Raw genomic sequence first — 22,472 nt, forward strand, 5'->3', positions numbered from 1 at the left:
CCCAAAAGCCGGTTTTTGGACAAGATCATGCTCAATTGAGAAACCAGCCAAGCGGCGCCGGAACGGCGCCGTTAGCCAGAGCAAGTAGATGCTGATCTGCCATTGCAACATCATCACCGAAAAGGAGATCGAGCAGACGATCGTCGGCCTGCTGGATCAGGATCCCTGGCAGCTGATCGTGCCCGCGAAGGTCTACCACGCGATGGCCAAGCGCGGTCGCTGTTGCGGCTGTTTCCCAAATGTGGTGGAAACGATCATTCGGGTCACCGAGAATTACCACGCCCGCTCAGAGGTGGGGGGCGTGGACATCGTTTCACACCTGGATCGCGTGCGAGGCTTGCGCGGCCAATACGGGAGCAGAACCCATGAAAGGCGAACCGCAGGTCATCGAGCGGCTTAATGAAGCTCTGTTTCTCGAGCTTGGAGCCGTCAACCAGTACTGGGTGCATTACCGTCTGCTCGAGGATTGGGGCTACACCAAGCTGGCAAAGAAGGAGCGGGCGGAATCGATCGAGGAGATGCATCACGCCGACCGGCTGATCGCGCGCATCATCTTCCTCGAGGGTCACCCGAACCTGCAATCCGTCGCGCCGTTGCGCATCGGCCAGAATGTCAAGGAGGTGCTCGAATCCGATCTCGCCGGCGAATATGACGCACGCACCGCCTACAAGCGCTCGCGCGAGATCTGCCAGGACGAAGGCGATTTCGTTTCGATGAAGCTGTTCGAGGATCTTTTGGCGGACGAGGAAGGACATATCGACTTCCTGGAAACGCAGCTCGATCTGCTTGCTTCGATCGGCGAGGAAAAATACGGCCAACTCAATGCCGACTCGGCCAACGAGGCGGAGTAAGGACATGCGGGAATGCGGCGCCCCGTAGATTTTTCGCGCTGCGCGTGGTGGGCCGGGATTCACGGCTTGCCGTCCCAAATGACCCCGCGATACCGGATTTATCGCGGGGCACCGCTTTTGCTGGCGATCATGCTTTCCGCATCCGCCTTGGCTGGTGAGCCCGCCGTCCTGCCGACGAGCCGCGCCGACCTGACGCCGAAGGACCAGGCGCGGGTTCTGGCGGTCACCATGCCGACGACCGATTTCACCAGGCCGGAGCCGTTCGAGCTGATGCAGGGCGGCGCCGGCACCTCGCGCAAGGACATCAACCGCGATGCCTTCTCGCAATCCTCCGCCAATATCACCTTCGAGGAAGAAGGAACCTTCAAGCTCGGCAACGCGCTGTTTCGCAAGAACTGGGTGTCGTCGCCGTCCTCGACCCAGGCTTCGGACGGGCTCGGCCCGCTTTTCAACGAACGCGCCTGCCAGAACTGCCATCTGAAGGATGGCCGCGGGCGTCCTCCGGAAGGCGATGCCGGATCGACATCGATGTTCCTGAGACTCGCGCGCGATGCCAATAGCGCCGAGGAAAGGGCCGCGCTCACCGATCACAAGCTGCTGAACTTTCCCGATCCTGTCTATGGCGCGCAACTGCAGGACCTTGCGGTTCCCGGGCTCAGGGGCGAGGGCCGGATGCGCGTCGATTATCAGGAGCAAAAGGTGACGCTCGGCGACGGTGCCGTCGTTTCACTGCGCAAGCCGAGCTATACGATCGAAAATCTCGGCTACGGTCCGCTCGATCCGCGCACCACGCTGTCGCCGCGCCTGACGCCGCCGATGATCGGGCTGGGCCTGATCGAGCAGATCGCGCCGGCCGATATCCTCGCCAATGCCGATCCGGACGATCGTAACAGTGACGGCATTTCGGGCCGGCCTAACATTGTGCGCGATGCGTTGAGTGGCGCGGTGACCTTGGGCCGCTTCGGCTGGAAGGCGCAGACCGCCTCGATCCGCCAGCAAACGGCCGACGCCTTTGCTGGCGATATCGGCATCTCGACGCCGGAAGTGCGGAAACCCTGGGGCGATTGCACCGAGGCGCAGAAGGATTGCCTGGCCATGCCAAACGGGGTGCAGCAACGCCTCGGCACGGCCGAGGCGCCGCCGCCGGTGATGGACCTCGTCACCTTCTATTCGCAGAACCTGGCCGTGCCGGCGCGGCGCAATCTCGACGAGCCGGACGTGCTTGCTGGCAAAAAACAGTTCTACGAGATGGGTTGCATTGCCTGCCACACGCCGAAATTCGTCACCATGCGAGGCACGCCCGACAAGGCGCAGGCCTTTCAGCTGATCTGGCCCTATTCCGACTTCCTGCTGCACGACATGGGCGAAGGCCTTGCCGACGGGCAACGGGTTGGTGAAGCGAGCGGCAGCGAGTGGCGCACCCCGCCGCTCTGGGGCATCGGGCTCACCGCGACAGTCAACGGCAATGCCTTTTACCTGCATGACGGCCGCGCCCGTACGCTTGCTGAGGCGATCCTGTGGCATGGCGGCGAGGGACAGAAGGCGCGCGACCGCTTTGTCGGCGCCGCCGCGGCCGATCGCGACGCGCTGATCAAATTCCTGGAGTCCCTATGATGTCGAAACGCGTCGCTCTGATGTCGAAACGCATGGCCCTTGCTCTTCCGTTCCTTCTGGCCGCCGTAACGCCGGCATCAGCCGCGGTCAAGGCTTCCGATGTCATCGGCCGCGCGATCGATGGCTTCGTCCGCCCCGCCTATGCCAGCCTCGATGAGCATGCGGCGGGCCTGACCAAGGCGATGCACCAGCTTTGCGAAGCGCCGTCCAAGGAGAAGCTCGAAGCGGCTCGCGCGGCGTTTTCAGGCACGGTCGCGGCCTGGTCGGTAGCCGAGGTCATCGCCTTCGGACCGATCAAGGAGAACAACCGGCTGGAGCGCATGCTGTATTGGCCGGACCGCAAGAGCATCGGCCTGAGGCAAGTGCAGACCACGCTCGCATCCAAGGACCCATCAGCCACCGATCCGGCGCAACTGGCGCAAAAGAGCGTCGCCATGCAGGGCCTAGGCGCGCTCGAATATGTGCTCTACGGCGACGGCGCCGAATCCCTTGCCGGGAAAGACGATCCTTACCGCTGCGCCTATGGCGCGGCGGTTGCCGGCAATATCGAAACGATGGCGGGCGAGGTGCGCGACGCCTGGCAAAAGCCCGACGGCTTTGCGTCGGTCTGGGCCAATCCGGGGCCGAAGAACCCGCTTTACCGCGACGGCAACGAAGCGGTGACGGAACTGGTCGGCGTCTTCATCAACGAGCTGGAAATGATCCGCGACGTGCGGCTCAAGGGCTTTCTCGGCGCGAAACCCGATGCCGATAAGCCGAAGCAGGCGATCTACTGGCGCTCGCAGAACACGACGGCCTCACTGGCCGCAAACCTGTCCGGCATCGACCAGCTGTTCCAGGCCTCCAGGCTCGGCGACGCGCTGCCCGCCGACGCGCAATGGATGGCAGAGTCCATCCACATCCAGCTCAGCAACGGCGTGACGACAGCGAAATCCGTTGCCGGTCCGATCGACAAGGCGCTCGCCGACCCCGCGCTGCGCGGCAAGCTCGAGCATTTCGCGCTGATCACTTCCAGCCTGTCGACCTTGATCGGCACCAGGATGACCGCCGAGTTCGGCCTGACCGCCGGCTTCTCGTCGCTGGATGGGGATTGATGTCGTGAGAACCGCCCTCATCGACCGCCGCGATTTCCTGCGGGCCGCGGGCGTGGGCTTCGCCGCCGCCATGGCGCCGCGCGCCTGGGCCAACACGCTTGCCGCGGACGCGGTGTTCGCCACGGCCTTCGTTAAGCGTGACGGCAGTTTTGGCGCCGCCGTGCTCTCTGAGTCGGGGAAAATCCTGCACACGATCGATCTGCCGGACCGCGGCCACGACGTCACTTTCGATCCGGTGTCGAAGCGCTCGGTGGTCTTTGCCCGCCAGCCCGGCACCTTTGCGGTGGTCTTCGACCATGCCGGCCGCGACAAGCCGCTGACCATCGCCAGCATCGCCGGCCGGCATTTCTTCGGCCATGGCGTGTTCTCGCCCGACGGCGCCTTGCTCTATGCGACAGAGAACGACTTCGACAACGCGGCAGGTATCGTGGGCGTCTATGACGCGCGGGCGAAATTCAATCGCGTCGGCGAGTTCCCGACCTACGGCATGGGACCGCATGAACTGCTCCTGCTTGGCGATGGCCGCACTTTAGCCATCGCCAATGGCGGCATCGAGACCCATCCCGATTTCGGTCGCGCCGAACTCAACATCGCGACGATGAAGCCCTCCTACACACTGGTCGACCGGATCACCGGCGACCTCATCGAAAAGCACGAATTGCCGCCGGCGCTGCATCAGCTTTCGATCCGCCACATGGATCGCGACCAGGTGGGCACCGTCTGGTTCGGCTGCCAGTATCGCGGGCCGGCGACCGATCGGCCGGCGCTGGTCGGGCGCGCCGCGCGCGGCAAGGAGCTCGAGCTCCTGGAGATGCCGCAGGACGTGCTCTCGGGCTTCCGCAATTATATCGGCTCGGTCGCCGCCAATGCCGCGACGGGCACCGTCGCCGTCACCTCGCCGGAGGGCAATTCGCTGGCCGTCATCGATACCGCCAGCGGACGCGTGGTCACGACAAGAGCGCTGGTCGAGGTCTGCGGCGTCGCGCCCGACGGCGCCGGCTTCATGGCGACGACCGGCGCCGGCGAAATCGTCGTCGGCGCCGGCGCCACCCGTTCCGAACCGGACTATGTCTGGGACAATCACATGCTGTGCATTGTCGCGACGGCGTGATCGCCGCGCACTGAACCGAAGCCGCTTAACATTTCTCCGCCCTGGCCCTTGCAGCGGCGGCCTATGCCGGGCAGAGGGAATTGTGTTTCGATCCAGTTCGTTAACCGGCCTATGAAGCTGCCCGTATGAAGCTGCTTGCCATCGATTGCGCTGCCAATCTCTGCGCCGCCTGCGTCTATGACGCGGGCGCGGGGAAGGAGCTTGGCCGCGAAGTGCGCGACCTAGGCAAGGGGCATGCCGAGCATCTGATGGCCGTCATCGAGACGGCCTTGAAAGCGGGCGGCATCGGCTACCCTGACCTTAACGCCGTTGCCGTCTCGATCGGACCCGGCTCGTTCACCGGCCTGCGCGTCGGCGTCTCGACCGCGCGCGGCCTGGCGCTGGCGTTGAACATCCCGGCGATCGGCGTGACGACGCTGGAGGCCCTGGCGGCGGAGGGTGCGAAAACATTTCCCGGGCGCGCGGTGCTAGCCGCGCTCGACGCCGGCCGCGACGAAATCCACGCGGCGCTCTTTGACAAAGCGTTAGCGGAAACTTACGGACCTTCGGCTGTCACGCTTTCCGTGGCGGCGATCATGGCCAACGGCGCCGATGCCGTCCTTGTCGGCACCGCTGCGCCACAGATTGCCGCAGCGGCGGGACGGGCCTTCGACACCGGCCCGGTTGCCGCCACCGCCGACATCGCGACCTATGCCAGGCTGGCGTCGGCCAGAGGGCCGGGCGAAAAGCCAAAGCCTCTCTATCTGCGCGGCGCCGACGCCAAGCCGCAGGCGGGCTTCGTTCTTCCAAGACAGGACAACAGTCCAAAGGAAGACCATGATCCCAAAAAGGGGGAGGCGGTTTTGCGGAAAAGTCGTGGTCCAAAAGGAAACGACGCCTGATGCGCATACCGTTCTTTCAGCCGCGCCGCAGGGACTACGCGCTGGAGCCGCTGACGGTTGCCGACAGCGCCGCCGTCTCGGAGCTGCATCGCGAGGATTTCGTGCGGCCCTGGACCGATGGCGAGTTCGCGGCGCTGCTCGAGCAGGACACGGTGTTCGGCTACGCCGCACGCGAGACAGGGCAGGGATCGAAACCTCCGGTCGGTTTCGTGCTGGCGCGGCTCGCGGCCGGCGAGGGCGAGATCCTGACCGTGGCCGTCGCCCGTAGCCATCGCCGGCAGGGCCTTGGCTGGCAATTGATGGATGCGGTGCTGCGCGAGCTTCATGCGCAGCGCGCCGAAGCGCTCTTCCTCGAGGTCGACGAGACCAATGCGCCGGCGATCGCGCTTTATCGCAGACTTGGCTTCATCCAGGTCGGTCACCGCCCGAACTATTACCGTTCGACCGAGCACGGTCCGACCGGCGCGCTTGTCATGCGCCGCGATCTTCGCTAGCCAGTCCGCGCGATAGGGCGGAGCGAATGATCAAGAAATTGCGGATTTTCCTGGCGCTCTTCTATGTCGTCGTCTGTTCACTGGTGCTGGTGCCGCTGCAGATACTGTCGATGAAGACGGGACTCTGGCCCGAGATCTTCATCCTGAAAATCTGGCACCGCATGATCCTGAGGGCGCTGGGCATGCGGGTGCATGTGAAGGGCGCGCTGGCCAGGGAACGTCCGCTGCTGATCGCGGCCAACCATATCTCCTGGACCGACATCATGGTGCTCGGCTCCTTTGTCGATGTGAAGTTCATCGCCAGGGCCGACATGGAAGGCTGGCCGCTGATCGGCATGCTGTCCAAGTTGCAGCGCACCGTCTACATCGAGCGCGAGCGCAAGCGCACCTCTGGCGACCAGGCGAGCGAGATCGCCAAAAGGATGGCAAAAGGCGACGCCATGGTGCTGTTCGCCGAAGGTTCGACCGGGGACGGCAACCTTGTGCTGCCGTTCAAGAGCACGCTCTTCGGCGCCGCCTCGATGGCGATTTCGGAAGGTGCGGCGGACCAGGTCTTCATCCAGCCCGTGGCGATCGCGTATACGCGCCTGCATGGCATGCCGATGGGCCGCCGCCATCGGCCGATGTCCGCCTGGATCGGCGATCAGGATTTGATGCCGCACCTGCGAACCCTGCTTGCCGAAGGCGCGATCGATGCCGAGGTGCATTTCGGCGAGCCTGTGCCGTTCTCCAAGGGCTCGAACCGCAAGGAAACGGCACGGCTGATGGAAGCCAGGGTGCGCGAGATGATGCAGGCCGTCCTCGCCGATCCGGCCAAGAGCCGGTAGCCGATGCATTTTGCCAAAGTGCATAGCGGTTTTGGGATAACGACATACATAAGGAAAAAAGACCTGAAGCGCGTCCTGTCGGGACGACCTGCTTCGGGCAGATTCGTCTGTTTTTTGTCACGGAAAGGCGCTAGAAGCCGCCCGATGGAATTGAACACGATTGAAAGCCACGACATCGGCGCTGCCGCCGAGCACTCGGCCGGCACGGACCGGGCGGCGAAAAAGGTCTTCGTCAAGACCTATGGCTGTCAGATGAATGTCTACGATTCCCAGCGCATGACCGATGCGCTGGCGGCCGACGGCTATGTCGCCACCGACGCCGTCGAAGATGCGGATCTTGTGCTGCTCAACACCTGCCATATCCGCGAAAAGGCGGCGGAAAAGGTCTATTCCGAGCTTGGCCGCATTCGCGACATGAAGGCCGAACGCGCCGAGGCTGGCCGCGAATTGCTGATCGGCGTCGCCGGCTGCGTGGCGCAAGCCGAGGGCGCCGAGATCATCCGCCGCTCGCCAGCGGTCGATCTGGTCATCGGCCCGCAGACCTATCACCGGCTGCCCGACGTCCTGGCGAGGGTCCGTGGCGGCGAAAAGATCGTCGAGACCGAATACGCCGTCGAGGACAAGTTCGAGCATCTGCCGCAGCCGAAGCGCGCCGAGCTTGCCAGGCGCGGCGTCACCGCTTTCCTGACGGTGCAGGAAGGTTGCGACAAGTTCTGCACCTTCTGCGTGGTGCCTTACACGCGCGGCTCCGAGGTTTCGCGCCCGGTGGCGCAGATCGTCGCCGAGGCCGAGCGCCTCGCCGAGGCCGGCGTGCGCGAGGTGACGCTGCTCGGCCAGAACGTCAATGCCTGGCACGGCATCGGCGAAAATGGCGAGGAATGGGGCCTTGGCCGCCTGCTGTTTCGTCTGGCGGAAATCCCCGGCCTGGCGCGGCTGCGCTACACCACCAGCCATCCGCGCGACATGGACGACGAATTGATCGCCGCGCATCGGGACCTGCCGGCGCTGATGCCCTATCTGCATCTGCCGGTACAGTCGGGCTCCGACCGGATTTTGAAGGCGATGAACCGGCGCCATACGGCGCGCCACTATCTGGCGCTCATCGAGCGCATTCGCGCCGCCCGCGCCGATATCGCCATGTCCGGCGACTTCATCGTCGGCTTCCCCGGCGAGACGGATGAGGATTTCGAAGCGACACTGAAATTGGTGCGCGAGGTGAACTATGCCTCGGCCTTCTCGTTCAAATATTCGCCGCGCCCCGGCACACCGGGCGCCGAAATGGACGGCCATGTCTCGGAAGCGGTGAAGGACGAGCGTCTGCAGGCTCTGCAGGCTCTGCTTCTCAGGCAGCAGCAGGATTTCGGCTTGAGTCTGGTCGGCAGGACCATCGGCACGCTGATCGAGAAGCCTGGCCGGCAGGCCGGGCAGAAAGTTGGCCGTTCGCCTTGGCTGCAGCCCGTTATTGTTGACGACAAGGCCGGCGGAATCGGTGACATTATCGACGTACGAATCACAAGGACCGGCTACAATAGCCTGTTCGCCGAACTGGCCTGACGGGCCTCGGCAGATGAGGAGAGACGGTTGAGCGCTGCTGAACTGAAGAATCCGCCCCCGAACCAGGCGTCCGGGGCTTCCGACATGGCGCACATCGTACTGACCTTCGACAACAACAAGCTTGCCAGCGCCCTTTATGGTCAGTTCGACGAGAATCTGGCCCGGCTCGAGCAGAAGCTCGGCGTGGATATCCGTTCGCGCGGCAACCAGCTTGCGATCAAAGGCTCGGCTCCGGCCGCCGAGCAGGCGCGCCGGGCGCTGGATACACTCTACGGCATCCTGCAGAAGGGCGTCGACATCGGCCAGTCGGATGTCGACGGCGCCGTGCGCATGGCGATTGCCGCCGACGACCAGCTGACGCTGCCCACGTTGGAGCGCAAGGGCAAGGTTTCGGCCGCCCAGATCGCGACGCGCAAGAAGACGATCTATGCCCGGTCGCTGACGCAGGACGCCTATATGCGGGCGCTGGAGCGCTCGGAAATGGTCTTCGGCATCGGCCCGGCCGGCACCGGCAAGACCTATCTGGCGGTCGCGCATGCGGCCATGCTGCTCGAACGCGGCATGGTTGAGCGCATCGTGCTGTCGCGCCCGGCCGTCGAGGCCGGCGAGCGGCTGGGCTTCCTGCCCGGCGACATGAAGGAGAAGGTCGACCCCTATCTGCGGCCACTCTACGACGCGCTCTACGACATGATGCCGGCCGACAAGGTCGAGCGGGCGATCGCCGCCGAAGTCATCGAGATCGCGCCATTGGCCTTCATGCGCGGCCGCACGCTGGCGCATGCGGCGGTGATCCTCGATGAGGCGCAGAACACCACGCCGATGCAGATGAAGATGTTCCTGACCCGTCTCGGCGAGAACTCGCGCATGATCGTCACCGGCGATCCGACCCAGATCGACCTGCCGCCCAACACCAAGTCGGGACTGGTCGAGGCGCTGCGCATCCTCGACGGCGTCCCGGGCATCGTCACGGTCCGCTTCAACGAAGGCGACGTGGTGCGCCACCCGCTGGTCGCCGAGATCGTCAGGGCCTATGACCGCGACGGCAAGCTGGCGCGAGGCCTCGGCGCCGAAAGCTGATCAAAGGCCGCATGGCTGCAGACAACAAATCCTCTGCCGGAATCCCGGTCGACATCGATATTTTCATCGAGGCCGGCGCTTGGCCCGCGGAAGCCGAGTTGACGCGTCTGGTCGAGCGCGCCGTTGCGGCCGCTTTTGCCGAGACCGGCGCGGGCGGCGCTTCCGAGCTCAGCGTCGTTTTTTCCGACGATGCCCATATCCAGGCGCTCAATGCCGAATGGCGCGGCAAGGACAAGCCCACCAACGTCTTGTCTTTCCCGGCGTTTTCGTTTTCGAAAGGCGGCAAGCTGCCGCCGATGCTGGGCGATATCGTGCTGGCTTCGGAGACGGTGTCTCGCGAGGCGGCACTGGAAGACAAGCCGGTTGCGAACCATATCACCCATCTTGTTATCCATGGCCTGCTGCATCTTTTGGGCCATGATCATGAGACCGACGCCGAGGCCGAGGAGATGGAAGGGATCGAGCGCGCGGCGCTTGCGAGACTTGCCATTCCCGATCCCTACGCGTAACAAAAAAGCTCAATTGACCCGATGGCGATGAACGACACACCAGAAACTGCCGCCCGTCCGGACGCCGGCAGTGCTGCCAAGTCTTCCGAAAAGACGGAAGAGGGCTCAAGTCCGAGTATTCCGACCGGCAGCGCGGCCGCTGAGCCGACGCATGCCGGTCCTTCCCTTGTCGACCGCGTGCTTGGCCTGTTCCGGCACCGCAACGGCACCAGCCTGCGCGAGGAAATCGCCGGCGCGCTTGCCGAAACGGCGACCGATGCCGGCGCCTTCTCGCCCGGCGAACGCGCCATGCTCAACAACATCCTGCGCCTGCGCGAAGTCCGGGTGGAGGACGTCATGGTGCCGCGCGCAGACATCGAGGCGGTCGAGATCAACACGACACTTGGCGATCTGCTTGGGCTGTTCGAGCAGTCCGGCCATTCGCGCATGCCGGTCTATTCCGAGACATTGGACGATCCGCGCGGCATGGTCCACATCCGCGACGTGCTCGCCCACATCACCAAGGTCGCCCGCGTCAAGAAGGGCCGCAGCAGAGCGAAGGCGCCGGTGACGACGGCGCTCGACCTTGCCCAGGTCGACCTTGCGCGCACCATCGGCGATCTCAGCCTGATCCGCCCGGTTCTGTTCGTGCCGCCCTCGATGCTTGCCTCCGACCTGATGGGGCGCATGCAGACGACCCGCACGCAGATGGCGCTGGTCATCGACGAGTATGGCGGCACCGACGGCCTCGCCTCGCTGGAGGATATCGTCGAGATGGTGGTCGGCGACATCGAGGACGAGCATGACGACGACGAGCCGATGATCACGCAGACGGGCGACGGCGTCTTCGTCGTCGACGGCAAAGCCGAGATCGACGAGGTCGCCAAGATGATCGGCGAGGATTTCGCCGCCGGCGAGCATGGCGAATATGTCGACACCATCGGCGGCATGATCTTCAACACGCTCGGCCGCGTCCCCGCTCGCGGCGAAGTGGTGCAGGCCATCCCAGGTTTCGAGTTCCACGTGCTCGACGCCGACCCGCGCCGCGTCAAGCGCGTGCGCATCGTGCAGAGCCAGAAAGGCGAGCGTCGCCGCCGCGCCGCGCGCACCGAGCAGGCCTGACACCGTCGCGACATGCCCGTCGACGATCCATTCAAGCATGCCGTTCTCGGCTCAGGCGTCTTCTATAAAGATCCGCGCGCCGCATTGACCTGGCTGCAGGCGGCCTTCGGCTTCGAGCCGAGCATGGTGGAGAGCGACGCCGACGGCCGGCTTGTCCACGCCGAAATGCGTTTCGGCGACGGCTACATCATCGTCGATTGCGAATGGGCCGAGCATGTCGCCAGCCCGGCCTCGGTCGGCGGCAAGAACACCCAGGCGGTCTATATCCGGCTGCGGCAGGATATCGACGCTCATTGCGAAAAGGCACGTGCGGCCGGCGCGGAAATTCTTCAGGGACCGACGGATCATTTCTACGGCGAGCGCCAATACCGCGCCCGCGATCCCGAGGGTCATGTCTGGACATTCAGCCAGACCGTGCGCGTTGTCCCGAAGGACGAGGCCGAGCGGCTGAGCGGCCTGCGGATCGAGGGCTGGCACAACTGAGCATTTTGCACCCAACCGGAATCGCTTGGCGTTGCAGAAATGCGGCTAAGGCAAAGAGCTGTGGCGGGATACCAATATAGCGCGACGGCGCATCAGGCTGCGCTTATCTGGGTTTGGATCGGGTGGCGCAGCCTGTTAAACCTCTAGCTCCCTGATTCGCGCGACTTGGGAAGCTTGATGCAGCGCTTTGCCGGCCGGATAATTCTGCTGTGGGGGTGGCGGCGGGCTCTGGTGGCGTTTGCCGCCGGAGCGCTGGCGGTGCTTGCCCAGGCGCCTTATGATTTCTTCGCCGTCTGCTTCGTTTCGTTCCCGGTCCTTGTCTGGCTGCTCGACGGCGCCACCGGCGAGGCGTCGGATGGCTGGGTGAGGCGACTGAGGCCGGCCTTCGCCGCTGGCTGGTGGTTCGGCTTCGGCTATTTCCTGGCCGGCCTCTGGTGGATCGGCCAGGCATTGCTGGTCGAGGCCGACAGCTTCGCGTGGGCCTTGCCCTTCGCCGTTGTCGGCATCCCGTTCGCGCTCGCTTTCTTCTATGGCTTTGCCACCGTTGTGGCGCGGCTGTTCTGGAGCAGCGATATCGGTCGTATCGCGGCGTTAGCCTTCGGCTTCGGGCTCGCGGAATGGCTGCGCGATTTCCTCTTCACCGGCTTCCCGTGGAATGCCGTCGGCTATGCCGCAATGCCGGTGCCGCTCCTGATGCAGAGCGTATCGGTGACCGGCATGATCGGCATGAATGCGCTCGCGGTCTTTGTCTTTTCGCTTCCGGCGCTCATCGCCGCGCGCCGCCATCTCAAGCTCGGCCTCGCCTTGTTTGTCCTCCTCGTCGCCGCCCATGTCGGCTTCGGCTATGTCAGGCTTGCGGCACCGGTCGAATCGAGCCGCGCGATCGACGTTCGCATCGTTCAGCCCGCTGTCGATCTCAGCGAGAAATGGGATGCCTCGGTGCGCGACCGCATCTTTGCGACTTTGCTGGGGATATCGGGGAAAGCGCCGGAACAGGGCCATGCCAAGCCGCAGCTTATCCTGTGGCCGGAGACATCGGTGCCGTTCCTCTTCACCGAGCGTCCGGACGCGCTGACGGCGCTGGGCGACATGCTGGCCGACGGCCAGATGCTGATAGCCGGTGTCGTGCGCGAAGAAGGCGGATCGGCCAATGCCGGCAGCCGCTATTACAATTCCGTCGTAGCGATCAACGACAAGGGCGAGATCGTCGATGCCGTCGACAAGGTGCATCTGGTGCCGTTCGGCGAATATCTGCCCTTCGCCGACTTGTTCGAACGCTTGGGCATAGGCCAACTCGTTGCCGGGCCGATGAATTTCGCCGCCGGCAACGAACGCCATCCGATCGGCGTTCCGGGCGGCCTGCGTGCCGCTCCGTTCATCTGCTACGAGGTGATTTTTCCCGATCTCGTTGCTGCTGACGCTGCATCCGCCGACTTGATTGTAAACGTCACCAACGACGCATGGTTCGGCGACACGCCAGGCCCGTATCAACACTTCAGGCAGGCGCAGATTCGCGCAGCGGAGAATGGAATGCCTCTGTTGCGCGCGGCTAACAATGGCATATCGGCCGTCGTCGATTCGCGCGGGCGCATTGTCGATGCGCTTGCCGTCGACGCGCGCGGCGCTATCGACGCGCATGTGCCCGTTTCTGGGCGCTCCCTCCTGCCCGCCGAACAGCGACGCATTAACGGATTGCTGATCATGTTGCTGTTTGCGCTGATTGCCTTCACACTGAATGTAAGGCAGCGGCTACGGGTGAATTGACAGTCGGCACATTAGAAACTCATACTGTAACGCCTAAAATTTTCTCGAAGTCGGTTGGAGGGTTCTGTTGGGGCAGGTGGCTCCGGCTTCATATGGGCGGAACAAATAGAAAAAGCCGGAAAAATTCGGCGAGGAAAAAATGACAGAAGAGAACAAGAAGAAGCCGAATCCGATCGACATCCATGTCGGGAGCCGCATCCGGCTGCGTCGCAATATGCTTGGAATGAGCCAGGAAAAGCTGGGGGAAAATCTCGGCATCACCTTTCAGCAGATCCAGAAGTACGAGAAGGGCACAAACAGGGTTGGCGCCAGCCGCCTGCAGGCGATCGCCTCCATCCTGAGCGTTCCTGTCGCCTTCTTCTTCGAGGATGCCCCGGGCGAGGAGCCCGCCGGCGGCACCAGGGGATTTGCCGAAGACTCCTCGATGGCGTTCGCCATCGAATTCTGCGGCAGTCCCGAGGGTCTCCAGCTCAACCGGGCCTTCGTCAAGATCGGTGACGTTAAGGTGCGCCGCAGGATCATCGATCTGGTGAAGGCACTTTCCGCCGAGGACGCCGATTGATTTGCCTGATGCCGCCGGCGGTTTCATGCCGTCGGTGGCATAGCCGACCTTGCCTACATTCATGCCAGATCCGTCGCGCCGCTTGACGAGCGCCGCCCGGCACCGCTAACACGTGGCGCGCCAAAATCGGCAGTTTGCCGATCTTTTCAAGAGGGGACACCCGTGACGCGGCAGAACTATCTCTTCACCTCGGAATCCGTCTCCGAGGGTCATCCCGACAAAGTCTGTGACCGTATCTCCGACGAGATCGTCGATCTGGTCTATCGCGAAGCCAAGAAGACGGGCATGGATCCGTGGAAGGTGCGCGTTGCCTGCGAGACGCTGGCCACCACTAACCGCGTCGTCATCGCCGGCGAGGTCCGCGTCCCGGACACGCTTTTGAAGAAGGACAAGGCGGGCAACGTCCTCAAGGACGCGTCCGGCCACCCTGTGGTCAACCCGGCCAAGTTCAAGTCGGTTGCCCGCAAGGCGATCCGCGAGATCGGTTACGAGCAGTCCGGCTTCCACTGGAAGACCGCCAAGATCGACGTGCTGCTGCATGGCCAGTCGCCCGACATCGGCCAGGGCGTCGACAATGCCGCCGACCGCCAGGGCGAGGAAGGGGCCGGCGACCAGGGCATCATGTTCGGCTACGCCTGCCGCGAGACGCCCGACCTGATGCCGGCACCGATCTATTACAGCCACAAGATTCTCGAACTGCTGGCAGCGGCACGTCATGAAGGCAATGGCGAGGCAGGCAAGCTCGGCCCGGACGCCAAGAGCCAGGTCACCGTGCGCTATGCCGACGGCAAGGCGGCGGAAGTCACGCAGATCGTGCTCTCCACCCAGCATCTCGATGCGAACTGGGACTCCAAGAAGGTCCGCAAGGTGGTCGAGCCCTATATCCGCGAGGCGCTTGGCGACTTGAAGATCGCCGAGGACTGCAACTGGTACATCAACCCGACCGGCAAATTTGTCATCGGCGGGCCTGACGGCGATGCCGGCCTCACCGGCCGCAAGATCATCGTCGACACCTATGGTGGCGCAGCCCCCCACGGCGGCGGCGCCTTCTCGGGCAAGGACACCACCAAGGTCGACCGTTCGGCCGCCTATGCGGCGCGCTATCTTGCCAAGAACGTGGTGGCGGCCAAGCTTGCCGACCGCTGCACCATCCAGCTCTCCTACGCCATCGGCGTCGCCCAGCCGCTGTCGGTCTATGTCGACCTGCACGGCACCGGCAAGGTGGACGAAGCGAAGCTCGAGGATGCGCTGCGCAAGGTGATGGACCTGTCGCCGTCGGGCATTCGCCGTCATCTCGACCTCAACAAGCCGATCTATGCAAAAACCTCGTCCTACGGCCACTTCGGTCGCAAGGCCGGTCGCGACGGCTCCTTCTCCTGGGAAAAGACCGATCTTGCCAAGGCGCTCAAGGACGCCGTCGCCGCCTGACGCCAGCGGACGCAAAGGATAGGCCGAGCCGGGCGACCGAGGGATTCTTCGGTCGCCGGCACGGCAAGACTATACGCCCGCAGCAGGCGATCGCCCTCGAAAGCGGCCTGCGCCAATACCTTATCGACCTGACGGCGCAAGCGCCAGCCGATCTCAGGACCTTGTTCAAGGCACAGGTTTCGGTGCTCCAGCTGGAAATCGGCTTCGGTGGCGGTGAGCATCTCCTGCATCGCGCGACGGAAGCGCCGGCAACCGGTTTCATCGGCGTCGAGCCCTTCGTCAACGGTATGGCTAAGATGATGACGGCGCTTGCCAAGGCGCCGCTTGCCAATCTCAGGGTCTATGACGACGACGCCACGCGCCTGCTCGACTGGCTGCCGTCTGGCTCGCTCGACGGCATCGACCTGCTCTATCCCGATCCGTGGCCGAAGAAGAAGCACTGGAAGCGGCGTTTTGTCGGCGCCGCCAATCTCGACCGCTTTGCCCGGGTGCTGAGATCCGGCGGCAGGTTCCGCTTCGCCTCCGATATCGACAGCTATGTGAACTGGACGCTGCTTGCCTGCCGCGAACACGGCGCCTTCGCATGGCAGGCCGAGGACGCTTCCGGCTGGCACCAGCCCTATGACGGCTGGCCAGGCACCCGCTACGAGGCCAAGGCCATCCGCGAAGGACGGCGGCCGGCCTATCTGGCCTTCATCCGGAAATAGACGGCACCAAGGTGTCGTAATCAGCCGCTCTAGAAGCGGCCGATTCGGTCGAAAGCGGCCGGATCGATGCCGAGTTTCTTCAGGTCGCTGCGTCGCCGCTCCGCCTCACGGCATGCGGAGTTGACGAACCACTTTGGTTCTACCACATTCACAATGAACCAGAATGGAGACAGGATGATGAGCGCCTTCACCGTGCGGCTTCCGGATGAGACTGTGGCCAAGCTGGACCAACTGGCGGAAAAGGTGGATCGCTCTCGTTCCTACGTCGCCGCTCAAGCGATCGAAGACTATGTCGCCAGGGAAGAATGGCAGCTTGCCGAGATCGAGGCCGGCCTTGACGAAGCCGATCGAGGAGAATTCGCACGCGAGAAGGACTTGGCCGGCGTCATAGCGAAATACGTCAAGCCCGAACGATGAAGCGGACCCGCTGGACCCAGCGCGCCGTGCGTCGTCTCGACCAGGTTGGCGCTTTCATCGAAAAGGACAATCCAACGGCCGCGGCACGAGTGGTTGCCGGTATCGTTTCCTGTGCGGACAATCTCGCCGAGCAACCCGCCATGGGGCGGGTCGGGCGGGTGAAAGGGACACGAGAACTGGTCCTCGCTGATGTCCCCTACATAATTCCCTACCGTGTTATCGGCGAGGAGATCGAGATACTCACCGTGATGCATGCGGCCCAACGATGGCCGCGCCAGTTGTAGACACCACCGCTGGCCTTGTGCCTCAAGGCTTGAAACGCCGGCGGCAATCGTCTATATCAACTTCAAATTCTTGGTCGGTATGACGAAGAGTGGGTCCACCCGGTCCCGCTCTTTTTTGTTACCTGCCGGCCGGAAGCAAAAAGCGACAGGGATCTGATGACTGCAGCGGCAAGCGAGGCCGACGACCGTATCATCCGCGAAAGCGGTATCGATGCGCGCATTGCGCTGATCGTGCAGCCGGTGCTCAAGGCCATCGGCTTCCGGCTCGTGCGGGTGCAGTTGACTGGCCAGAACGGGCTGACGCTGCAGATCATGGCCGAACGCGAGGACGGCACCATGACCGTCGAGGATTGCGAAGAGGTCAGCCGCGCCGTGTCGCCGGCGCTCGATGTCGATGATCCGATCGAAAAGGCGTATCATTTGGAAGTTTCCTCGCCAGGCATCGACCGGCCGCTGGTGCGCAAGTCGGATTTCACCGCCTGGACCGGCCATCTGGTCAAGCTGGAGACATCGGTTCTTGTCGGCGACCGCAAACGCTTCAAGGGCAAGATCGCCGAGGCGGATGCCGATGGCATCCTGATCGAGCGCGACAAGGCGGCCTATGGCGAAGAGCCGACGGTGCGCGTGCCTTACGACGCGATCGCCGAGGCCCGGCTGGTGCTGACCGACGATCTCATTCGCGATGCCCTGTCGAAGGACAACCGGGCGCGCAAGGAAGCCAGGAAGCGCCGTGGCGAAGCGGAAGACGCCGCCGACGGCGACGAAAATGAAACCGAACAGGAAAGTTGATTGAGTAGCCGGGCCGTATGCCCGGCGCGAAATCGGGAGAAAGACAATGGTTGTAAGCGCCAACAGGCTTGAACTGCTGCAGATCGCCGACGCGGTCGCGCGTGAAAAGTCGATCGACAAGCAGATCGTCATCGCCGCCATGGCCGATGCCATCCAGAAGGCGGCGCGCTCTCGTTACGGCCAGGAGACCAACATCCGCGCCGACATCAACCCGAACACCGGCGAGATGAAGCTGCAGCGGCTGATGGAAGTGGTCGAGAAGGTCGAGGACTACGCGACGCAGATCGCGCTTTCCACGGCGCGCGAGCGCAACCCCGACGCCCAGATCGGCGACTTCATCGCCGAGCAGCTGCCGCCCATGGATTTCGGCCGCATCGCCGCGCAGTCGGCCAAGCAGGTCATCGTCCAGAAGGTGCGTGAGGCTGAGCGCGATCGCCAGTATGACGAGTATAAGGATCGCATCGGCGAGATCGTCAACGGCACCGTCAAGCGCGTCGAGTACGGCAATGTCATCGTCGATCTCGGCCGAGGCGAGGCGATCATCCGCCGCGACGAGCTGATCCCGCGCGAGAACTATAAATATGGCGACCGCGTGCGGGCCTATGTCTATGACGTGCGACGCGAGCAGCGCGGCCCGCAGATCTTCCTGTCGCGCACGCATCCGCAGTTCATGGCCAAGCTGTTCACCATGGAAGTGCCGGAAATCTACGACGGCATCATCGAGATCAAGTCGGTCGCCCGCGATCCGGGCTCGCGCGCCAAGATCGCCGTTATCTCGCGCGATTCCTCGATCGATCCAGTCGGCGCCTGCGTCGGCATGCGCGGCAGCCGCGTCCAGGCCGTGGTCGGCGAATTGCAGGGCGAGAAGATCGACATCATTCCGTGGTCGCCATCGGCCGCGTCCTTCATTGTCAACGCGCTGCAGCCGGCCGAGGTCGCCAAGGTGGTGCTCGACGAGGATGCCGAGCGCATCGAGGTGGTGGTACCGGACGACCAGCTGTCGCTGGCCATCGGCCGCCGCGGCCAGAACGTGCGCCTTGCCTCGCAGCTCACCGGCTGGGATATCGACATCCTGACCGAGCAGGAAGAAAGCGAGCGTCGCCAGAAGGAATTCGTCGAGCGTTCGGCGCTCTTCATGGAAGCGCTCGACGTCGATGAGATGGTCGGCCAGGTGCTTGCCTCCGAAGGCTTCACCAGCGTCGAGGAAGTCGCCTATGTCGACTCTGGCGAAATTTCCTCGATCGATGGCTTCGACGAGGACACCGCTTCGGAAATCCAGACCCGCGCCCGCGAATATCTGGAGAAGATCGAGGCCGAGCACGACGAAAAGCGCAAGGCGCTGGGCGTCAAGGACGAGCTGCGCGACATTCCCGGCATCACCACCGCCATGATGGTGACGCTCGGCGAGGACGGCGTGAAGACGGTCGAGGACTTCGCCGGCTATGCCGCCGACGATCTGATTGGCTGGAAAGAGCGCAAGGACGGCGAGACCAAGGTCTATCCGGGCGTGCTCGCCAGCCACGGCGTCTCGCGCGCGGAGGCGGAGCAGATGGTGCTCGCCGCCCGCAAGCAGGCCGGCTGGATCACCGAGGAAGAACTCGCTGCCGAAGAGGCAGCGGCCGACGAAACCGTTGGTGCGTGAGGTGACCACCAATCGCAAAGCCCGTGGACGAGATGAACGATCGCACTTGCATCGTTACGCGCAGGCAGGCCGAAGCGGATGAACTGATCCGCTTCGTCGTCGGCCCGGATTCGGTCGTCGTTCCGGACATCAAGAGAAATCTGCCCGGCCGCGGTTGCTGGGTTACTGCCGATCGCCTACATATCGAGAAGGCAGCGGCCAAGAACCTGTTTGCCCGTGCCTTCAAGGCGCAGGTGACCGTTCCGGCCGATCTCGGCGGCATGGTCGACGGGCTGCTCTCCAGATCCGCTCTGGGCATGCTTGGCCTTGCTCGCAAGGCTGGCGCCGTTGTCCTTGGCGCCGCCAAGGTCGAAGGCGCGGTGCGCGACGGGCTGGCGCTTCTGGTGCTGCATGCGACCGAGGCTTCGGACGACGGTGTCCGCAAGATCAGTCAGGCGCGGCGGGCAACCGTCCATCTCGGCGGACCGGCCATCCTTGCCTACAAACTTTTCCCCGAAGCCGAGTTGAGCTTGGCATTGGGGGGTACAAATGTGATACATGCTGCCGTTCTCGCGCAGGACGCGGGACAGGCGGTTGAGAAGCGCGTAGTTGCGCTCGACCGATATCGGGGCGGTACCCCGAACGATCTGGCAATGCTTGCGGCCGTTGCTGACGAAGATGATGCCGCAGAGGATATGGAATGAGCGATACGAAATCGGGCGACGACAAGACGTTGAGCGTGACGCCGAAGAAGACCTTGACGCTGAAGCGCCCCGGCCTCGAGCAGGGCACCGTGCGCCAGAATTTCTCGCATGGCCGCACCAAGTCGGTCGTGGTCGAGACCAAGAAGCGCAAGTTCTCGCTGCCCGGCGACAAGCCGGAGCCGGCGGCTGCGTCCGTCTTCACGCCGAAGCCCGCCGTTGCCGCCGCGCCTGTCGTGCAGGAAGCGCCGAAGGCGCCGCCTCCGCCGCCGGAGCGTTCCGGCATGGTCCTGAACGAGCTCTCGCGCGGCGAGATGGAAGCGCGCCGCAAGGCGCTGGAAGGCTCCAAGGCCCGCGAGGCCGAGGATCGCTTGCGCGCTCAGGAAGATGCCAAGCGCCGCGCCGAGGAAGAGGAACGCCGCAAGCGCGAGCGCGACGAATCCGCGCGCCGTCAGGCCGAGGAGGAGGCACGCCTGCAGACTGAGGCCGAGGCCCGCCGGCGCGCCGAGGAAGAGGCTCGCCGCCGCGCGCCGCTGGCTGCGGATGTCGCCACCGCTGACGACGAGGAGGAGGCCAAGCCGAGGCGTACCGGTGCCGGTGCCGCGAGTGCGCCACCACGCCGTCTTGCGACGCCGGAAGTGGCAAGGCCTGCCAAGCCGACAAAGGGCGAGGAAGATCGCCGCCGCGGCAAGCTGACGCTGAACTCGGCGCTGTCGGATGACGACGCACGCGCCCGTTCGCTATCGTCGATGCGTCGCCGCCAGGAAAAATTCAAACGCGCGCTTCACAATGAGCCGCGCGAGAAAGTCATGCGCGAAGTGATCCTGCCCGAAACCATCACTATCCAGGAACTGGCGCAACGCATGTCCGAGCGCGCCGTGGACGTGGTCAAGTTCTTCATGAAGCAGGGCCAGATCCTCAAGCCAGGCGACGTCATCGACGCCGACACGGCCGAACTGGTCGCCTCCGAATTCGGCCACACGGTCCGCCGCGTCGCCGAATCCGACATCGAGGAAGGCCTGTTCAACATCGCCGACCGCCCGGAAGACCTTGTGTCGCGTCCGCCGGTCGTGACGATCATGGGCCATGTCGACCACGGCAAGACCTCGCTGCTCGATGCCATCCGCAACGCCAATGTCGTCTCCGGCGAGGCCGGCGGCATCACCCAGCATATCGGTGCCTACCAGATCGAGAAGAACGGTCAGAAGATCACCTTCATCGACACGCCCGGCCACGCGGCCTTTACGGCCATGCGCGCCCGTGGCGCGCAGGTTACCGACATCGCGGTGTTGGTGGTGGCGGCCGACGACAGCGTGATGCCGCAGACGATCGAATCGATCAACCACGCGAAGGCGGCCGGCGTGCCGATCATCGTGGCCATCAACAAGATCGACAAGCGCGATGCCGACCCGCAGAAGGTGCGGACCGAACTGCTGCGCCACGAAGTGTTCGTGGAATCGATGGGCGGTGAGGTGTTGGACGTCGAGGTTTCGGCGACCAAGGGCATCAATCTCGACAAGCTCTTGGAAGCGATCCTGCTGCAGTCCGAAGTCCTCGACCTCAAGGCCAATCCCGACCGCACCGCCGAAGGCGCGGTCATCGAAGCGCAGCTGGACAAGGGACGCGGTCCCGTCGCCACGGTGCTGGTGCAGACCGGCACGCTGATGCCGGGCGACATCATCGTCGCCGGCAACGAGTGGGGCCGTGTGCGCGCGCTCGTCAACGATCGCGGCGAGCATGTGCCGGAAGCGCCGCCGGCAATGCCGGTCGAGGTGCTTGGCCTCCAGGGCACGCCGCAGGCGGGCGACCGCTTCGCCGTCGTCAACAACGAGGCGCGCGCCCGTGAGATCACCGAATACCGCCAGCGCCTGGCGCGCGACAAGGCAGTGGCCAAGCATGCCGGCCAGCGCGGCTCGCTCGAGCAGATGATGTCGCAGCTGCAGACGAGCGGATTGAAGGAATTCCCGCTGGTCATCAAGGGCGACGTGCAGGGTTCGATCGAGGCGATCAATGCCGCGCTTGAAAAGCTCGGCAATGACGAGGTGCGCGCGCGCATCGTCCATGCCGGCGCCGGCGGCATCACCGAAAGCGATGTCTCGCTCGCCGAGACGTCCGGAGCGGCGATCATCGGCTTCAACGTCCGCGCTAATGCGCAGGCGCGTGCGGCCGCGGCCGCGGCCGGCATCGAGATCCGCTACTACTCGATCATCTACAACCTCGTCGATGACGTGAAGGCGGCACTTTCCGGCATGCTTTCGCCGGAGCGGCGCGAGACCTTCATCGGCAATGCCGAGATCCTCGAGATCTTCGACATCTCCAAGGTCGGCAAGATCGCCGGCTGCCGTGTCACCGAAGGCAAGGTCGAGCGTGGCGCGGGTGTTCGCCTGATCCGCGACAACGTCGTGATCCACGAAGGCACGCTGAAGACGCTGAAGCGCTTCAAGGACGAGGTTGCGGAAGTGCCGGGCGGCCAGGAATGCGGCATGGCCTTCCAGAACTACGAGGACATGCGTGTCGGCGACGTCATCGAGTGCTTCCGCGTCGAGATGGTAACCAGAACGCTCTAATTCGGGTATACTTGCCGAATAATAACGGGCGGCGGC

At 64.1% G+C, this 22,472-nt stretch carries 24 protein-coding genes; 23 read left to right on the forward strand and 1 reads right to left on the reverse strand.

Going from position 1 to position 22,472, the window contains the following annotated elements:
- The first annotated feature begins 88 nt into the window (after nucleotides 1–88).
- The 17 genes from LB538_RS10035 to trmB all read left to right on the forward strand — a co-directional run bounded on the left by LB538_RS10035 (nucleotide 89) and on the right by trmB (nucleotide 16,057).
- Nucleotides 89–400 (forward strand): (2Fe-2S)-binding protein, encoded by a 312-nt coding sequence (locus tag LB538_RS10035; RefSeq protein WP_224526726.1) that lies wholly within the window; start codon nucleotides 89–91, stop codon nucleotides 398–400.
- Nucleotides 366–851, forward strand: a complete 486-nt coding sequence (gene bfr / locus LB538_RS10040; RefSeq protein ID WP_095765979.1) for a bacterioferritin — start codon at nucleotides 366–368, stop codon at nucleotides 849–851. The genes LB538_RS10035 and bfr overlap by 35 nt, the downstream gene beginning before the upstream one ends.
- Before the next feature lie 129 nt (nucleotides 852–980).
- Complete coding sequence (locus tag LB538_RS10045; RefSeq protein WP_411909003.1) at nucleotides 981–2,465, forward strand: di-heme oxidoredictase family protein; 1,485 nt, start codon at nucleotides 981–983, stop codon at nucleotides 2,463–2,465.
- A 20-nt stretch (nucleotides 2,466–2,485) separates the two neighbouring features.
- On the forward strand, nucleotides 2,486–3,559 hold the full coding sequence (locus tag LB538_RS10050; protein WP_224527096.1) for an imelysin family protein: 1,074 nt from the start codon (nucleotides 2,486–2,488) through the stop codon (nucleotides 3,557–3,559).
- Nucleotides 3,560–3,563: 4 nt separating this feature from the next.
- The gene (locus LB538_RS10055) at nucleotides 3,564–4,670 is read left to right on the forward strand and encodes a DUF1513 domain-containing protein (protein ID WP_224526722.1); all 1,107 of its coding nucleotides are present in this window, start codon (nucleotides 3,564–3,566) and stop codon (nucleotides 4,668–4,670) included.
- 125 nt (nucleotides 4,671–4,795) lie between these two features.
- Nucleotides 4,796–5,551 (forward strand): tRNA (adenosine(37)-N6)-threonylcarbamoyltransferase complex dimerization subunit type 1 TsaB, encoded by a 756-nt coding sequence (tsaB, locus tag LB538_RS10060; protein WP_224526720.1) that lies wholly within the window; start codon nucleotides 4,796–4,798, stop codon nucleotides 5,549–5,551.
- A complete protein-coding gene (rimI, locus tag LB538_RS10065) occupies nucleotides 5,551–6,045 on the forward strand; it encodes a ribosomal protein S18-alanine N-acetyltransferase (RefSeq protein ID WP_224526718.1) in 495 nt (164 codons plus the stop codon). Before tsaB ends, rimI begins: the two co-directional genes overlap by 1 nt.
- Before the next feature lie 26 nt (nucleotides 6,046–6,071).
- Nucleotides 6,072–6,872 carry a lysophospholipid acyltransferase family protein gene (locus LB538_RS10070; protein WP_140843733.1) on the forward strand — a complete coding sequence of 267 codons (801 nt, stop codon included), beginning with the start codon at nucleotides 6,072–6,074 and terminating at the stop codon, nucleotides 6,870–6,872.
- 144 nt (nucleotides 6,873–7,016) lie between these two features.
- Nucleotides 7,017–8,426, forward strand: coding sequence for a tRNA (N6-isopentenyl adenosine(37)-C2)-methylthiotransferase MiaB (gene miaB, locus LB538_RS10075; protein WP_224526715.1), 1,410 nt, complete (start codon nucleotides 7,017–7,019; stop codon nucleotides 8,424–8,426).
- A gap of 84 nt (nucleotides 8,427–8,510) precedes the next feature.
- The gene (locus LB538_RS10080; RefSeq protein WP_411909007.1) at nucleotides 8,511–9,503 is read left to right on the forward strand and encodes a PhoH family protein; all 993 of its coding nucleotides are present in this window, start codon (nucleotides 8,511–8,513) and stop codon (nucleotides 9,501–9,503) included.
- Between the two features lie 11 nt (nucleotides 9,504–9,514).
- Nucleotides 9,515–10,012, forward strand: a complete 498-nt coding sequence (gene ybeY, locus LB538_RS10085; RefSeq protein WP_224526709.1) for an rRNA maturation RNase YbeY — start codon at nucleotides 9,515–9,517, stop codon at nucleotides 10,010–10,012.
- Between the two features lie 27 nt (nucleotides 10,013–10,039).
- Entirely contained in the window at nucleotides 10,040–11,113 is a 1,074-nt protein-coding gene (locus LB538_RS10090) for a hemolysin family protein (protein ID WP_224526707.1), read from the forward strand.
- 12 nt (nucleotides 11,114–11,125) lie between these two features.
- Nucleotides 11,126–11,596: a VOC family protein gene (locus LB538_RS10095; RefSeq protein WP_224526704.1), complete on the forward strand. Its 471-nt coding sequence runs from the start codon at nucleotides 11,126–11,128 to the stop codon at nucleotides 11,594–11,596.
- 177 nt (nucleotides 11,597–11,773) lie between these two features.
- Nucleotides 11,774–13,360, forward strand: a complete 1,587-nt coding sequence (lnt, locus tag LB538_RS10100; RefSeq protein WP_224526701.1) for an apolipoprotein N-acyltransferase — start codon at nucleotides 11,774–11,776, stop codon at nucleotides 13,358–13,360.
- 139 nt (nucleotides 13,361–13,499) lie between these two features.
- On the forward strand, nucleotides 13,500–13,922 hold the full coding sequence (locus tag LB538_RS10105; RefSeq protein ID WP_140545192.1) for a helix-turn-helix domain-containing protein: 423 nt from the start codon (nucleotides 13,500–13,502) through the stop codon (nucleotides 13,920–13,922).
- 162 nt (nucleotides 13,923–14,084) lie between these two features.
- The gene (gene metK / locus LB538_RS10110; RefSeq protein ID WP_095765968.1) at nucleotides 14,085–15,350 is read left to right on the forward strand and encodes a methionine adenosyltransferase; all 1,266 of its coding nucleotides are present in this window, start codon (nucleotides 14,085–14,087) and stop codon (nucleotides 15,348–15,350) included.
- Nucleotides 15,347–16,057 (forward strand): tRNA (guanine(46)-N(7))-methyltransferase TrmB, encoded by a 711-nt coding sequence (gene trmB, locus LB538_RS10115; protein WP_224527093.1) that lies wholly within the window; start codon nucleotides 15,347–15,349, stop codon nucleotides 16,055–16,057. Before metK ends, trmB begins: the two co-directional genes overlap by 4 nt.
- Before the next feature lie 29 nt (nucleotides 16,058–16,086).
- Here the strand turns inward: trmB and LB538_RS10120 are convergent, their stop codons facing one another.
- Nucleotides 16,087–16,248 (reverse strand): hypothetical protein, encoded by a 162-nt coding sequence (locus LB538_RS10120; RefSeq protein WP_181174833.1) that lies wholly within the window; start codon nucleotides 16,246–16,248, stop codon nucleotides 16,087–16,089.
- Here LB538_RS10120 and LB538_RS10125 point away from each other — a divergent pair.
- The 6 genes from LB538_RS10125 (at nucleotide 16,232) to infB (ending at nucleotide 22,436) form a co-directional block, all read left to right on the forward strand.
- Nucleotides 16,232–16,474 carry a CopG family ribbon-helix-helix protein gene (locus LB538_RS10125; protein ID WP_224526699.1) on the forward strand — a complete coding sequence of 81 codons (243 nt, stop codon included), beginning with the start codon at nucleotides 16,232–16,234 and terminating at the stop codon, nucleotides 16,472–16,474. The genes LB538_RS10120 and LB538_RS10125 overlap by 17 nt on opposite strands.
- Entirely contained in the window at nucleotides 16,471–16,758 is a 288-nt protein-coding gene (locus LB538_RS10130) for a type II toxin-antitoxin system RelE/ParE family toxin (protein WP_224551439.1), read from the forward strand. Before LB538_RS10125 ends, LB538_RS10130 begins: the two co-directional genes overlap by 4 nt.
- A 156-nt stretch (nucleotides 16,759–16,914) precedes the next feature.
- Nucleotides 16,915–17,547: a ribosome maturation factor RimP gene (gene rimP / locus LB538_RS10135; protein ID WP_224523368.1), complete on the forward strand. Its 633-nt coding sequence runs from the start codon at nucleotides 16,915–16,917 to the stop codon at nucleotides 17,545–17,547.
- Between the two features lie 46 nt (nucleotides 17,548–17,593).
- Nucleotides 17,594–19,189 (forward strand): transcription termination factor NusA, encoded by a 1,596-nt coding sequence (gene nusA / locus LB538_RS10140; RefSeq protein WP_095765964.1) that lies wholly within the window; start codon nucleotides 17,594–17,596, stop codon nucleotides 19,187–19,189.
- Nucleotides 19,190–19,221: 32 nt separating this feature from the next.
- Nucleotides 19,222–19,872 carry an RNA-binding protein gene (locus tag LB538_RS10145; RefSeq protein ID WP_224523891.1) on the forward strand — a complete coding sequence of 217 codons (651 nt, stop codon included), beginning with the start codon at nucleotides 19,222–19,224 and terminating at the stop codon, nucleotides 19,870–19,872.
- On the forward strand, nucleotides 19,869–22,436 hold the full coding sequence (gene infB, locus LB538_RS10150; protein WP_224523370.1) for a translation initiation factor IF-2: 2,568 nt from the start codon (nucleotides 19,869–19,871) through the stop codon (nucleotides 22,434–22,436). The genes LB538_RS10145 and infB overlap by 4 nt, the downstream gene beginning before the upstream one ends.
- Nucleotides 22,437–22,472 lie beyond the last annotated feature (36 nt).

The organism is Mesorhizobium sp. Ca11, from assembly GCF_020165275.1.
Lineage (GTDB): Bacteria > Pseudomonadota > Alphaproteobacteria > Rhizobiales > Rhizobiaceae > Mesorhizobium.

Excerpts from the sequence above, each read along its gene's own strand:
- LB538_RS10035 (WP_224526726.1), top strand. The coding sequence starts at position 89 with ATGCTGATCTGCCATTGCAACATCATCACCGAAAAGGAGATCGAGCAG.
- bfr (WP_095765979.1), top strand. The coding sequence starts at position 366 with ATGAAAGGCGAACCGCAGGTCATCGAGCGGCTTAATGAAGCTCTGTTT.
- LB538_RS10045 (WP_411909003.1), top strand. The coding sequence starts at position 981 with ATGCTTTCCGCATCCGCCTTGGCTGGTGAGCCCGCCGTCCTGCCGACG.
- LB538_RS10050 (WP_224527096.1), top strand. The coding sequence starts at position 2,486 with ATGTCGAAACGCATGGCCCTTGCTCTTCCGTTCCTTCTGGCCGCCGTA.
- tsaB (WP_224526720.1), top strand. The coding sequence starts at position 4,796 with ATGAAGCTGCTTGCCATCGATTGCGCTGCCAATCTCTGCGCCGCCTGC.
- rimI (WP_224526718.1), top strand. The coding sequence starts at position 5,551 with ATGCGCATACCGTTCTTTCAGCCGCGCCGCAGGGACTACGCGCTGGAG.
- LB538_RS10070 (WP_140843733.1), top strand. The coding sequence starts at position 6,072 with ATGATCAAGAAATTGCGGATTTTCCTGGCGCTCTTCTATGTCGTCGTC.
- miaB (WP_224526715.1), top strand. The coding sequence starts at position 7,017 with ATGGAATTGAACACGATTGAAAGCCACGACATCGGCGCTGCCGCCGAG.
- LB538_RS10080 (WP_411909007.1), top strand. The coding sequence starts at position 8,511 with ATGGCGCACATCGTACTGACCTTCGACAACAACAAGCTTGCCAGCGCC.
- ybeY (WP_224526709.1), top strand. The coding sequence starts at position 9,515 with ATGGCTGCAGACAACAAATCCTCTGCCGGAATCCCGGTCGACATCGAT.
- LB538_RS10090 (WP_224526707.1), top strand. The coding sequence starts at position 10,040 with ATGAACGACACACCAGAAACTGCCGCCCGTCCGGACGCCGGCAGTGCT.
- LB538_RS10095 (WP_224526704.1), top strand. The coding sequence starts at position 11,126 with ATGCCCGTCGACGATCCATTCAAGCATGCCGTTCTCGGCTCAGGCGTC.
- lnt (WP_224526701.1), top strand. The coding sequence starts at position 11,774 with ATGCAGCGCTTTGCCGGCCGGATAATTCTGCTGTGGGGGTGGCGGCGG.
- LB538_RS10105 (WP_140545192.1), top strand. The coding sequence starts at position 13,500 with ATGACAGAAGAGAACAAGAAGAAGCCGAATCCGATCGACATCCATGTC.
- LB538_RS10125 (WP_224526699.1), top strand. The coding sequence starts at position 16,232 with ATGATGAGCGCCTTCACCGTGCGGCTTCCGGATGAGACTGTGGCCAAG.
- LB538_RS10130 (WP_224551439.1), top strand. The coding sequence starts at position 16,471 with ATGAAGCGGACCCGCTGGACCCAGCGCGCCGTGCGTCGTCTCGACCAG.
- rimP (WP_224523368.1), top strand. The coding sequence starts at position 16,915 with ATGACTGCAGCGGCAAGCGAGGCCGACGACCGTATCATCCGCGAAAGC.
- nusA (WP_095765964.1), top strand. The coding sequence starts at position 17,594 with ATGGTTGTAAGCGCCAACAGGCTTGAACTGCTGCAGATCGCCGACGCG.
- LB538_RS10145 (WP_224523891.1), top strand. The coding sequence starts at position 19,222 with ATGAACGATCGCACTTGCATCGTTACGCGCAGGCAGGCCGAAGCGGAT.
- infB (WP_224523370.1), top strand. The coding sequence starts at position 19,869 with ATGAGCGATACGAAATCGGGCGACGACAAGACGTTGAGCGTGACGCCG.